The following is a 12,877-nucleotide window of genomic DNA, read 5'->3' as shown; positions in this document are numbered from 1 at the left end:
TGAAGGAAAACAAGCTGACCCAGCTGTTCAAGATGGCCAAGGCCGCCGTCACCGGCAACCCGCCCACCGGCATGGGCGAGCACGGCAGCGTGCGCATGGGCTGACCGGAGCGACCGGCACGGCGCTCGCTTAGCATCCCGCCTTCAGGGGGCGGGCGTGAGCACCGAGACAGCATATCGAGAACTGGGCCTGCAGCCCGGAGCCAGCGAGGCGGAGATCAAGGCCGCCTGGCGCCGGCTCGTCTCGCGCTGGCACCCCGACCGCAACGCCAGCCAGGCGGCGGTCGACAAGATGCAGCGCATCAACCAGGCTTTCGAGCTGCTGCAGGCGGCGGCTGCAGCCGCGGCCGCGTCGCCCCCGGCGCCCGGCGCGTCGCCTGCCCCTTCGCCTGCCGCCGCCGAGCCACCGCCGCCGACCACCGGGCGGTCGGCCCCGCCCGTCAGCCGCCGCATCAAGCTCACGCTGGAAGAAGCGGCGCTGGGCTGTGTGCGCGTGCTGCGTGGCCAGCTCAGCCAGGGCTGTGAAGCCTGCGGCGGCCAGGGCCTGCGCTTTTCGGGCGCGGCCTGCGCCACCTGCCAGGGGGAAGGCCAGGTGCGCGAGCGCGCCTGGTACGGCTGGATGGCCACGCTGGTGCGCTGCCCCGACTGCAGCGGCGACGGGCGCGCCCGCCTGGCCTGCCAGCCGTGCGGCAGCACCGGCAAACTGCCGCCCCTGAAGTACGAGATCAAGGTGCGCATTCCGGCGGGCGTGCACGACGGCGACCTGCTGGGCGTGCCGCCCGCGCGTGACGGCAGCGGGCCCGAAGGCGGCCTGGACCTGCAGATCGAGCTGCAGCCGCACCCGCTGTTCACGCTGGACGCCGACGGCACCTTGCGCTGCACCATGCCGGTGGACGGCTTTCGCTGGCTGGGCAGTCGCCAGGTGGAAGTGCCCACGCTGGCCGGCTGCCAGCCGCTGGCGCTGCGCCATGGCGAGTGCGTGTACCGCCTGCCGGGCCAGGGCTTTCCCGCCACGCGCCGCGGATCGCGCGCCGACCTGGTGGTCACGGTGCAGCCGGTGTTCCCCGAGCCCTGGACCAACGACCAGCACATCCTGCTGGACCGCCTGATCGCCACCACCGCAGCGGCTGCCACCGGCCCGCTGGCCGATTGGCAGCAGCAGCTGCGCCGGCATGCCGGCGAGCGCGAGCCGCCCGCTTCGGCCGATGACCGCGAGCCGCCGCCGCCAAGCCCCCGTGCCCGGCGAAAGCGCAAGGCGGCGGCCTGACGACAAAACACAACAGCCCGCGGCGGTGAAGCGCGCGGGCTGCTGCAAGCCGGGGCCGGGCCCGCGAAGGGGCCGCGAAATCTGCCGTCAGAACGGAATGTCGTCGTCCATGTCGTCGAAGCCGGTGTTCGACTTCGGTGCGGGGGCCGGGCGCGGGGCCGGGGCGGCCGAGCGGGCCGGGCGCTCGCGCGGCTCGTCGCCGTACCCACCACCACCGCCGCCGCCGCCGCCCGCAGCGCCGCGGCTGCGGTAGCCGCCACCGCTGCTGCTGCCGCCGCCGTCTTCCTCACCGCCACCCATGCCTTCACGGCCGCCCAGCAGTTGCATCTGCTCGGCCACGATCTCGGTGGTGTAGTTGTCGCGGCCTTCCTTGTCCTGCCACTTGCGGGTCTTCAGGCGGCCTTCCACGTACACCGGGCGGCCCTTGCGCAGGTACTCGCCCGCGATCTCGGCCAGGCGGTCGCGAAACACCACGCGGTGCCACTCGGTTTCTTCCTGGAATTCGTTGGAATCACGGGCCTTCCAGCGGCGGGTGGTGGCCACGGTGATGTTGCAGATCGAGCCGCCGTCGGGGAACGAACGCATCTCGGGGTCGCGCCCGAGGTTGCCGATGATGATGACTTTGTTGACGGAGGCCATGGTCGCTCCTGTGCGTCGGGTCTTGGGGAAAAAGGGGTTCGGCCGCGGCGCGGGGGCCGGCCGGGAGCGGTCGATTGTGCCGCATGGGGGTGCGCCGGCGCGGGCGGGGGCGGGCGCGGCGCCTGCTAAGGTGCCGCCTATGCACGATGACGAGACCCCCGATTTCTGGCGCAACCTGAAGCGGGAGATCCGCGCCGGCCGCGCCTGGATCGACCGCGCCATCGTGCTGGCGGCGGCCGTGGCCACCGGTGCTTCGGTGGTCGGCGTCACCCTGCTGTGCGAAGCCGCCAGCCACCTGCATGAGCGCATGCGCAGCTCGGGCCCGCTGGGGCCGTGGCTGATGCTGCTGTGGACGCCGGTGATCACCGCCATCCTGGTGTGGCTCACGCGCCGTTTTGCACCCGGCGCCGCCGGCTCGGGCATTCCGCAGGTGATAGTGGCGCTGGACGACAGTCTGGCGCCCGAGCGCCGCCGCGCGCTGGTCTCGCTGCCGCTGGCCATCAAGAAGGCGGCGCTGCTGGGCGGCGCGATGCTGGCCGGGCTGTCGGCCGGCCGCGAAGGGCCGACGGTGCAGATCGGCGCGGGCGTGATGCTGTCGGTGCGGCGCTGGCTGTCGCCGGCCGCGCGCATCGATGGCCACGACCTGATGGTGGCGGGCGCGGCGGCCGGCATCGCCGCGGCCTTCAACACGCCGCTGGGTGGGGTGATGTTCGCGCTGGAGAAGCTCTCGCGCCGCCACCATGCGGCGCAGAGCGCGCTGGTCATCGTGTGCATCGTGCTGTCGGGCCTGGTGGCGGTGTCGGTGTTCGGCAACCTGACGTACTTCGGCCAGCTGCGGGTGCAGAGCCTGTCGCTGCAGTTGCTGCTGCCCGGCCTGGTGGTGGCGGTGGTGGCCGGCTTGCTGGGCGGCCTCTTTTCGCAGCTGCTGGTCAGCTCGCTGGCGCCGGGGCCGGGGCGCATCAAGCAGTGGCGCCAGCAGTACCCGGTGCGCTTTGGCGCCGCCTGCGCGCTGGGCGTGGCCGTCATCGGCCTGGTGTGCCAGGGCAGCACCTCGGGCGCCGGCTATGCGCCCACGCGCGCGATGCTGGAAGGCCAGACCGACGTGCCGGCGCTGTACACCCTGCTCAAGTTCATGGCCACATGGCTGTCGTCGTGGACGGGCGTGCCGGCCGGTGTGTTCGCGCCTTCGCTGGCGGTGGGCGCGGGCATCGGCCGCGACGTGGCCTGGCTGTTCGGCCTGCCGCCCGAGCACGCCATTCCGCTGATCGCGCTCGGCATGGTGGGCTTTCTGGCGGCGGCCACGCAGGGCCCGCTCACCGCCTTCATCCTGGTGATGGAGATGGTGTCGGGCCATGCCATGGTGCTGAGCCTGATGCTCACCGCTTTCGTCTCCAGCGGCATTTCGCGGCTGATCTGCGGGCCGATGTATGCCGAGCTGGCCAAGCTCATGCGGCCGCGGCCCGCTGCGTCGCCGACGCCGCCGCCCACCCCGCCGCAGGCCCAGGCGGAGCCCGTTCGTTAAGATGCCGGGCTTCCATGAACCGCCCTGACACCGCCGCCTCCTCGCCGATCGAAGTTCTCAACGAGGTATTCGGCTACACCGCGTTCCGCGGCATGCAGGGCGACATCGTCGAGCATGTGACGGCCGGCGGCGACGCGCTGGTGCTGATGCCCACCGGCGGCGGCAAGAGCCTGTGCTATCAGGTGCCGGCCATCGTGCGGCACCGCGGCGGCCATGGCGTGGCGGTGGTGGTGAGCCCGCTGATCGCCTTGATGCACGACCAGGTGGGTGCGCTGGAAGAAGCCGGCGTGCATGCGGCCTTCCTCAATTCCACGCTCAGCAGCGAAGAAGCGCAGAACGTGGAGCGCGAGCTGCGCAGCGGCCGCCTGGTGATGCTGTATGCCGCGCCCGAGCGGCTGCTGACGCCGCGCTTTCTGGCGATGCTGGATTCGCTCAACGAGCGCGGGCTGCTGAGCCTGTTCGCCATCGACGAAGCGCACTGCGTGAGCCAATGGGGCCACGACTTCCGGGCCGAGTACCTGGGCCTGTCGCAGCTGCACGAGCGCTTTCCGCAGGTGCCGCGGGTGGCGCTCACGGCCACGGCCGATGACATCACCCGCGCCGACATCGTGCAGCGGCTGGCGCTGGACGAAGCGCGCATCTTCGTGGCCAGCTTCGACCGGCCCAACATCCGCTACACCATCGTCGAGAAGGACAACCCGCGCGCGCAGCTGATGCGCTTCGTGCGCGACGAGCACGAAGGCGAATCGGGCATCGTGTACTGCGGCACCCGCAAGAAGGTGGAAGAAACCGCGGTGTGGCTGGCCGACGAAGGCATCACCGCGCTGCCCTACCACGCGGGCCTGGACGCCTCGGTGCGGCAGAAGCACCAGGACCGCTTTCTGCGCGAAGACGCCATCGTGATGGTGGCCACCATCGCCTTCGGCATGGGCATCGACAAGCCCGACGTGCGCTTCGTGGCCCACCTCGACCTGCCCAAGAACATCGAGAGCTACTACCAGGAAACCGGCCGCGCCGGCCGCGACGGCGAGCCGGCCGAAGCCTGGATGACCTACGGCCTGGCCGATGTGGTGAACCAGCGCCGCATGATCGACGAGAGCCCGGCCGGCGACGAGTTCAAGCAGGTGCAGCGCGGCAAGCTGGAGGCGCTGCTGGCGCTGGCCGAGTCGCACGACTGCCGGCGCGTGCGGCTGCTGTCGTACTTCGGCGAGCTGAGCAGCCCCTGCGGCAACTGCGACAACTGCCTGAACCCGCCCGACACCTGGGACGCGACCGAGGCGGCCCGCAAGGCGCTGAGCTGCATCTACCGCTTCTCGCAGCATGGTGGCGGCTTCGGGCCCACGCGCTTTGGCGCCGGCCAGCTGATCGACGTGCTGCGTGGCAAGCGCACCGACAAGGTGGTGCAGTACGGCCACGACCAGCTCAGCACCTTCGGCATCGGCGCCGACCTGAGCGATGCGCAATGGCGCGGCGTGCTGCGTCAGCTGGTGGCGCTGGGCCATGTGGCCACCGAGGGCGAATACAACACGCTGGGTCTGATGCCCAGCAGCCGGGCGGTGCTCAAGGGCGAGGTGCCCATCGTGCTGCGCATGCCGCGCGAGGCCACCCGGGGCGTGCGCAAGCGCGCGGTGCGCGGCGATGGCAAGGTGCCGGCCGCGGCGGCCGATCTGGATGCGGATGCCCAGCGGCGCTTTGCCTCGCTGAAGGCCTGGCGCGCCGAGGTGGCGCGCTCGCACAACCTGCCGGCCTACGTGGTGTTCCACGACGCCACGCTGGCCGAGATGGCCCGCCGCATGCCGGCCGACCTGGCCGAGCTGGGCGAGATCAGCGGCGTCGGCGCCCGCAAGCTGGAAGCCTACGGCGCCGAGATCCTGAACGTGCTGGGCCGCTGAGCGGCCGCCTTCAGCGCCGGGCGCCGGTGTCGCCGCCTTCGCTGGGCGGCAGCCACAGCTCGATGACACGCTGGCCGCCGTTGCGCAGGCTGGCCGGCAGCTCGCGCACCCAGACCTCGCCACCACGGCCGGGCGCCCACTGCGCGCGCACCTGCTGCGCCAGCCCTTGCGCGCACGGCAGGTCGGCGCGCTGGTGCACCACCAGCGTGGGCTGCGGCCAGGGCACCGGCCGCCGCTGCTGGCGCAGCGCGGCGCTGCGCGTCACGTTCTCGATCGGCGCCACCTGCAGGCTGGCGCCGCCGGCCTGCTGCAGCGCGGCCCGCAGGCCGACCGCGGCGCTGCGCGAGGCTTCGTCGTACACCTGCAGGTAAACACGCACCAGGCCTTCGCCGGCGGCGCTGCAGGTGGACTGCAGCGCGCTGGCGCTGTCGCCGGGCGCGGTGGCCGGGGCTGGGCTTGTGGGGCCACCGGCGGCTGGCGTGGGGGCCGGCCAGGGCTTGGCCGGCGCAGGCGCCGTGGTGGGATACGGCGCAGGCGGTGGGCTTGCGCCCATGGCCGGCGGCGCCCCGGGCACCTCAGCCGGCGGCGCCACGGCCACCGCGGTGGGCGGCGCGTCGCCACGCCAGCGGGCCTGCAGCAGAGCCACCAGCCCGGCGCCGGTGAGCATGCGGCCCGGCGGCAGCTCGAACGGGTGCCAGTAGCTCAAGGCATCGCGGCTGGGCAGCGTGGCCAGCGCGGTGCACAGGCCGTCCTGCGTCTGGCGCTGGGCGGCCACGCAAGCGTCGGTGGGGATGGCCGACAGCAGCCGGCACTGGTCGCGCGTGGCTTCCAGCAGCCGCTGCACCGCCACCCGGTCCAGGTCGCTGATCACCGGGTTCTGCACCAGGTCCTGCAGCAGCGTCACCTGCTGGCTCACGTGCACCGGCACCTTGGGGCAGGCCAGGTCCACCGCCGACAGCGCGCGCGACACCTCGGTGAACAGCGTGCGCACCTCGCTGCGCTGGGTGTTCTCGTTCTGGCGGATCTGGTCGCTCACCTGCCACAGCGACAGCAGCAGCGTGCCCGAGGCGCCCAGGCCCAGCGTGGTGCCGATGGCGCTGTTCTTGGCGGCGCGCCGCCAGGCCGGCTCGGGCTGCGGCGCCACCGGCGCGGGCAGGGCCTGGCCTGGCGGGCGCAGGCGGGCAGGGCTCTCCAGCGCATGCAGGGCGCGCTGGCGCCAGCCGGGCAGGCCTTCCAGCCATTCCACGTGCAGCGCGGCGCCGGCGTCTTCGCCCAGGCGGTGGTAGCTCTCCCACTGCGCCTCGTCGAAGTTCTGGTCGCCGGTGGATTCGTGCGGAAAGCGCGGGTGGCGCTGCGCATAGGCCAGCACGTCCACGTCCAGCGCGGCATGCAGGTTGGGCTTGATCACCAGCAGCGTGCCCTGGTGCTCCGGCATGTCGGCCGGGCAGCCGGCCGGCCGCAGGTAGCGGATGCGGCCCAGCAGCACGCCGCGCGACGACTGGCTGTCCGCCATGTCCTGCGGCGAGAGCACGGTCACGCCGGCTTCGTCCACGCCGAAGCGCTGCACCGCCTCTTCGTGGGGGTAGAACTCGATCTCGGCGCCGAAGTCGATGCGGGCCTTGCGCACCAGGTTCTCCAGGTCGGTGAACTCGTAGCGCGGGTCGCAGCTGGCGTCCACCAGCACGATGAAGTCGAGCTGCCGCCGCAGCAGCGCATACACGCCGGTGTTGTCGAAGTGCCCGCCGTCCGACAGGTACCACCAGGGCCGCGCCTGGCCGCGGTAGGTGGCCGTGGCTTCCGACCACAGCATCAGCGGCTTGGCGGCCAGCCGCCACAGCGCATCGCGCCAGCCGGGGCGCGGGCGCGCCGGGGGTGCCGGCTCACGCACCCAATGGCCCAGCCGCACGCCGATGAGAAAGAGCAGCAGCGCCCAGCCACGCGAGGTGTAGGCGCCCGCGCCTGGCGCCGCTGCCGCGCCCGAGATGGCCACCCACTTGCCCAGCGTGCCCACCTCGCTGGCGGTGGAAAAGCACACCCGCTCGCGCGGGCCGATCTCCACGCCGTCGGGCCGCACCGTCAGCAGCGTGCCCTTGCGGTCGGCGTTGAACAGGCCGCTGGCGTCGTCGCGGGTCTGGTTCAGGCAGGTGTTGATGAGGTGGATGGGCCCGCCGCGGCGCTCGGGCCGGTAGTCGCGCAGGTCGGCGTCGTCGCGTGACACCACTTGCGTGACGTCGGCCGCCGCCTCGCCCGCGGCCGGCTGCAGCACCGGCCGGTTGGGGTTGCCCACCGCCAGGTAGGCCCGCGTGAGCCGCGCGCGGTAAAAGCCGTGCAGCGACGACGCATTGGCCATCGCCTCGTTGTGGGCCGTGGTCAGCCACCACAGCGCACAGGCCGCCAGCAGGCCGCCGGCGCGCCAGGTGGGCGGCACCGCATCCAGCCAGCCCATGGGTGCGGGTGTGAACACCAGCCATTGCACCGTGCTGAACCAGAAGCACAGCACCACCGCCAGCACCCCCACGCCAGCGGCGTTGAGCAGCCGCGGCGTCCAGGTGCCCAGCGAGGCGCTGGCCTGCTGCACCAGCTGCTGCAGCGGCTGCGCCAGCGCGCGCAGCAGCAGCGCCGCAAAGCCGCCCAGGCCCACGCCGCCCCACAGCCAGTCGCGGTCGGCCAGCGCCAGCTTCAGCAGCCGCCAGCTCAGCAGGTCCAGCACACCCATGAACAGGCACAGCGCCGCCACGATCAGGGCGCTGCGCGTGAGCTCGGTGGTGCGGCGGCGCACGCGGGCGCTGGCCAGGCCGCGGCTGTCGGTGCTGCGGCCCAGCGCCACCCAGGTGCCGCCCACACCCGCCGCCACCGAGGTCACGGCCAGCAGCAGCATCGGCATGCCGACCAGGCCTTCGCTCAAAGGCCGCAGCAGCTGCAGCCGCCAGGCCAGCCACAACAGCGCAGCGGTGGCGGCCCACAGCACACCGGCCTGCACCCGCTCACGCACCGCCGCGGCCGCATCGCGGCGCGTCGGGTCGGGGCCTTCGCGGGCCACCCAGTAGCCGCAGGCCAGGCCGGGCAGGGTGGCGCACATCCAGGCCACCGCGGCCGGCAACCACAGGCTGCCCCAGGCCTGCCAGGTGGCGGGGTCCAGCGTGTCGGTGCTCAGCTGCCACAGGTGCGGCGCCACCACCAGCAGGCCGAACAGCAGCGCGGCCATCATCAGCTCGGCATGGATGGCGACGAAGGCGCGCAGGTAGGTGACGGCGGCCACGCCCACGTCGTGCGAGCCGGCGGGCGTGAGGTAGCGGCCATTGCGGCGCAGCCAGTCCAGCAGCGCGGAGCGGCGCTGCGCCAGCATCGCCTGCGCCGGCCCGACGCCCAGCGCCAGGATCAGCCGCCCCAGCATCGCGCCCACGTAGCCGCCGCCCGACACGGTGGACAGGTAATCGATGCGTGGCAGCAGCCCGCGCTGGGCCAGGCCCCGGATCAGGCCCAGGCCGTAGGTGGCGCTGCGCACGCCACCCCCCGACAGCGCCAGGCCCACCGTCGGCAATTCGGCCACGCGGCGGCCCGGGCCCAGGCCCGCACGCCGCCGGCGGCGCAGCAGCGCGGCCTGCTCGTCGCGCAGCCAGCGCGGCTGGCGGGCGGCCGCGGGGTGGGGGGTGTGGGGGGCGGACGGGTCCACGGCTTGCTGAAGGGGTCGGCCCACTCTAGGCCTGCGGCCCGGGGCCGACAAGCGCACTGCCCTGGGGCATTGGGGATGGCGCTGCGTGCGGTCCCATGCCCGGTGCCTGCACCTGAAATCGCCGAGCACTATGATGGCCGGTTGCCCTCGCCCCTTCGATGACTGCCGTCCCGCCGCCCCCCAAACCCGTTGAAGCGCCCGCCATCCGCGTGCGCGGTGCACGCACGCACAACCTGAAGAACATCGATCTCGACCTGCCCAAGCATGCGCTGGTCGTGATCACCGGGTTGTCGGGCTCGGGCAAGTCCAGCCTGGCCTTCGACACGCTGTACGCCGAGGGCCAGCGCCGCTACGTGGAGAGCCTGTCGGCCTATGCGCGGCAGTTCCTGCAGCTGATGGACAAGCCCGACGTGGATGTGATCGAGGGCCTGTCGCCCGCCATCAGCATCGAGCAGAAGGCCACCTCGCACAACCCGCGCTCCACCGTGGGCACGGTGACCGAGATCCACGACTACCTGCGCCTGCTGTACGCCCGCGCCGGCACGCCTTTCTGCCCTGACCACCACCTGCCGCTGGTGGCCACGCCCGTCAGCCAGATGGTGGACGCAGTGCTGGCGCTGCCCGAAGACACCAAGCTGATGGTGCTGGCCCCGGTGGCGCGCGACCGCAAGGGCGAGTTCGTCGAGCTGTTCGCCGACATGCAGGCCCAGGGCTATGTGCGCTTTCGGGTCGATGGGCAGGTGGTGGAGGCGGCCGAGCTGCCCAAGCTCAAGAAGGCCGAGAAGCACGACATCGACGTGGTGATCGACCGCGTGAAGATCCGGGCCGATGCGGTGGCCAGCGGCCTGCGGCAGCGGCTGGCCGAGAGCTTCGAGGCGGCGCTGCGCATCGCCGATGGCCGCGCGCTGGCGCTGGAGATGGACAACGACCGCTCGCACCTGTTCAGCAGCAAGTTCGCCTGCCCGGTGTGCAGCTACTCGCTGCCCGAGCTGGAGCCGCGGCTGTTCTCGTTCAACTCGCCGGTGGGCGCCTGCCCCAGCTGCGACGGTCTGGGCCAAGTCACGGTGTTCGACCCCGAGCGGGTGGTGGCCTTTCCGTCGCTCAGCCTGGCCAGTGGCGCCGTCAAGGGCTGGGACCGGCGCAATGCCTACACCTTCTCGCTGCTGGAAAGCGTGGCCAAGCACTATGGCTTCGACATCGACCTGCCGTTCGAATCACTGACCGCCGAGCAGCGTCAGGTGCTGCTGTACGGCTCGGGCACCGAGGAGATCAGCTTCAGCTACACGGCCGAGGCCACCAAGCCCGGAGGCCGCTCCCGCACGGTCAAGCGCTCGCACCCGTTCGAAGGCATCCTGCCCAACCTCGAGCGCCGCATGCGCGAGACCGATTCGGTGGCCGTGCGTGAAGACCTGGCCCGCTACCAGCACGCCCGCGCCTGCCCCGACTGCGGCGGCGCCCGCCTGCGGCGCGAGGCGCGCCACGTGCTGCTGCAAGGCGCCGACGGCGAGCGCGGCCGGCCCATCTACGAGGTGGAACACGCCACGCTGGCCGATTGCCAGGCCTACTTCGACGGCCTGCACCTGCTGGGCGCCAAGGCCGACATCGCCGACAAGGTGGTGCGCGAGATTCGCGCGCGGCTGCGCTTCCTCAACGACGTGGGCCTGAACTACCTCAGCCTGGACCGCAGCGCCGACACGCTGTCGGGCGGCGAGGCGCAGCGCATCCGGCTGGCCAGCCAGATCGGTAGCGGCCTGTCGGGCGTGATGTACGTGCTGGACGAGCCCAGCATCGGCCTGCACCAGCGCGACAACGAACGCCTCATCGGCACGCTGCAGCACCTGCGCGACCTGGGCAACAGCGTGCTGGTGGTCGAGCACGACGAAGACATGATCCGCGCCGCCGACTACGTGGTGGACATGGGCCCCGGCGCCGGCGTGCATGGCGGCCGGGTGATCTCGCAGGGCACGCCGGCCGAAGTGGCGGCCGACCCCGAATCGCTCACCGGCCAATACCTGGGCCGCGTGCTGCGCATCGAACGGCCGGCACCGCCGCTGTCGCCCGAAGGTCGGCCGCAGATGCGCATCGTCGATGCACGCGGCAACAACCTCAAGGGCGTGACGGTGGAGATCCCGGTGGGCCTGCTCACCTGCGTCACCGGCGTCTCGGGCTCGGGCAAGAGCACGCTGGTCAACGACACGCTGTACCTGGCCGTGGCCCGCAAGCTCTACGGCAGCCATGCCGAGCCGGCGCCGCACGGCGAGATCGAAGGTCTGGACGCCTTCGACAAGGTGATCAACGTCGACCAGAGCCCGATCGGCCGCACGCCGCGCAGCAACCCCGCCACCTACACGGGCCTGTTCACGCCCATCCGCGAGATGTTCGCCGAGGTGCCTGCCGCGCGTGAGCGGGGCTATGGCCCGGGCCGCTTCAGCTTCAACGTGGCCGGTGGCCGCTGCGAGGCCTGCCAGGGCGACGGCGTGCTGAAGGTGGAGATGCACTTCCTGCCCGACGTGTACGTGCCCTGCGACGTGTGCCACGGCGCGCGCTACAACCGCGAGACGCTGGAGGTGCTCTACAAGGGCAAGAACATCACCCAGGTGCTGGACATGACGGTGGAGGACGCCACGCCGTTCTTCAGCGCGGTGCCGGCCATCGCGCGCAAGCTGCAGACGCTGCTGGACGTGGGCCTGGGCTACATCAAACTGGGGCAGAGCGCGACCACGCTGTCGGGCGGCGAGGCGCAGCGGGTGAAGCTGGCACTGGAGCTGAGCAAGCGCGACACCGGCCGCACGCTCTACATCCTCGACGAACCCACCACCGGCCTGCACTTCCACGACATCCGGCTGCTGCTGCAGGTGCTGCACCAGCTGCGCGATGCGGGCAACACCATCGTGGTCATCGAGCACAACCTCGACGTCATCAAGACGGCCGACTGGGTGATCGACATGGGCCCCGAAGGCGGGGCCGGCGGCGGCACCCTGGTGGTGGCCGGCACGCCGGAGACGGTGGCCGCCCATCCCGGCAGCCACACCGGGCGCTTCCTGGCGACGCTGCTCAAGGAATAAGCCCCCGCGGCAACCGGTGCGGCGGGGGCTTGGTGTGCATGTGGCCCGCCGGCGCGGGCGGGTGGGCCGTCAGCCGCGGCGGCCGTCGCGCACCGGCTGGGCCACCAGGCGGCGCTGCCGCATCCAGGCCAGCACGGCGATGCCGCCCAGCATCAGCGCCCAGGTGGCGGGCTCGGGCACCGGCGGCGGCACCACCGGCACCGGCGGCAGGCTGCCCGAAGGCAGCACCGGCGCCGAAGGAATCGAGATCGGGCCGCCCAGCACCGGCTGGCCGCCATTGCCACCGTTGCCGATGATGGGGCCGGCCAGGATCGGCGCTGCGGTGGGCACCACGGCCAGGCCGGTGGCGGGCGTGCCGGCGCCGGTGGGCGGCAGGCTTTCCAGGGTGTCGGGCGCGGCGGCGACGGCCGGGTTGCCGGCGGCCGGCGGATCGAAGGTCAGCTCGCCAGGGCCGGCGGCAGCGGCGCCGCCCGGGCCGCCTGCGCGGCTGATGCGGCTGACGTTGCGGCACACGGTGGGCACCAGGATGCATTCGCCGCTTTCGCAGTACACCAGGCCACGCTCTTCGGCGTCGGCCGACCACTTGTTGCGGGTGACGGTGTTGCAGATGCCGCCGTTGCCGAAGTGCATGTCGCGGATGGCGGACTGGTAGACGTCCTTGCCGACGATGCTGTCGCGTCGGATCGAGACCATCTCGTCGTACTGGCGCGCGGCCATGCGCTTTTTCAGGCGCTCGCGCGCCGCGGGCGAGATGTCGGTATAGCGGTCGATGGCCGAGGGCAGGTCGCCCATGTACGGGTTGTGGCCCGGGTTGTCCCAG

7 protein-coding genes are annotated in these 12,877 nt (G+C 72.3%); 4 read left to right on the top strand and 3 right to left on the bottom strand.

The features are described from left to right. Positions 1-156 precede the first annotated feature (156 nt). Positions 157-1,266, top strand: a complete 1,110-nt coding sequence (locus tag ABNT58_RS00525) for a DnaJ C-terminal domain-containing protein (protein ID WP_348751562.1) — start codon at positions 157-159, stop codon at positions 1,264-1,266. A gap of 87 nt (positions 1,267-1,353) precedes the next feature. Here the strand turns inward: ABNT58_RS00525 and ssb are convergent, their stop codons facing one another. Further along, positions 1,354-1,905 (bottom strand): single-stranded DNA-binding protein, encoded by a 552-nt coding sequence (ssb, locus tag ABNT58_RS00520; RefSeq protein ID WP_250198554.1) that lies wholly within the window; start codon positions 1,903-1,905, stop codon positions 1,354-1,356. Positions 1,906-2,044: 139 nt separating this feature from the next. On the opposite strand from ssb, the gene ABNT58_RS00515 reads away from it, so the two are divergent. Beyond that, positions 2,045-3,427, top strand: a complete 1,383-nt coding sequence (locus ABNT58_RS00515) for a chloride channel protein (protein WP_348751561.1) — start codon at positions 2,045-2,047, stop codon at positions 3,425-3,427. A gap of 14 nt (positions 3,428-3,441) precedes the next feature. Further along, positions 3,442-5,319, top strand: a complete 1,878-nt coding sequence (gene recQ, locus ABNT58_RS00510; protein ID WP_348751560.1) for a DNA helicase RecQ — start codon at positions 3,442-3,444, stop codon at positions 5,317-5,319. Between the two features lie 10 nt (positions 5,320-5,329). Here recQ and ABNT58_RS00505 read toward each other — a convergent pair whose 3' ends face one another. Continuing rightward, positions 5,330-8,992, bottom strand: coding sequence for a hypothetical protein (locus ABNT58_RS00505; RefSeq protein WP_348751559.1), 3,663 nt, complete (start codon positions 8,990-8,992; stop codon positions 5,330-5,332). Positions 8,993-9,150: 158 nt separating this feature from the next. On the opposite strand from ABNT58_RS00505, the gene uvrA reads away from it, so the two are divergent. Next, on the top strand, positions 9,151-12,057 hold the full coding sequence (gene uvrA / locus ABNT58_RS00500; RefSeq protein ID WP_348751558.1) for an excinuclease ABC subunit UvrA: 2,907 nt from the start codon (positions 9,151-9,153) through the stop codon (positions 12,055-12,057). Positions 12,058-12,126: 69 nt separating this feature from the next. On the opposite strand, the gene ABNT58_RS00495 is transcribed toward uvrA, so the two are convergent. Further along, on the bottom strand, positions 12,127-12,877 hold a 751-nt coding region (locus tag ABNT58_RS00495; RefSeq protein WP_348751557.1), incomplete at its 5' end, for an MHFG family PEP-CTERM protein.

The sequence above is a fragment of the uncultured Aquincola sp. genome, assembly GCF_964001545.1.
Lineage (GTDB): Bacteria > Pseudomonadota > Gammaproteobacteria > Burkholderiales > Burkholderiaceae_C > Aquincola.
The sequence above is the reverse complement of the archived record's forward strand: the minus strand, read 5'-3'. Positions and strand labels throughout refer to the sequence as shown.

Bases quoted from the DNA above. Each gene is read 5' to 3' on its own strand.
- ssb (WP_250198554.1), bottom strand. From the start codon at position 1,905: ATGGCCTCCGTCAACAAAGTCATCATCATCGGCAACCTCGGGCGCGAC.
- ABNT58_RS00515 (WP_348751561.1), top strand. From the start codon at position 2,045: ATGCACGATGACGAGACCCCCGATTTCTGGCGCAACCTGAAGCGGGAG.
- recQ (WP_348751560.1), top strand. From the start codon at position 3,442: ATGAACCGCCCTGACACCGCCGCCTCCTCGCCGATCGAAGTTCTCAAC.
- uvrA (WP_348751558.1), top strand. From the start codon at position 9,151: ATGACTGCCGTCCCGCCGCCCCCCAAACCCGTTGAAGCGCCCGCCATC.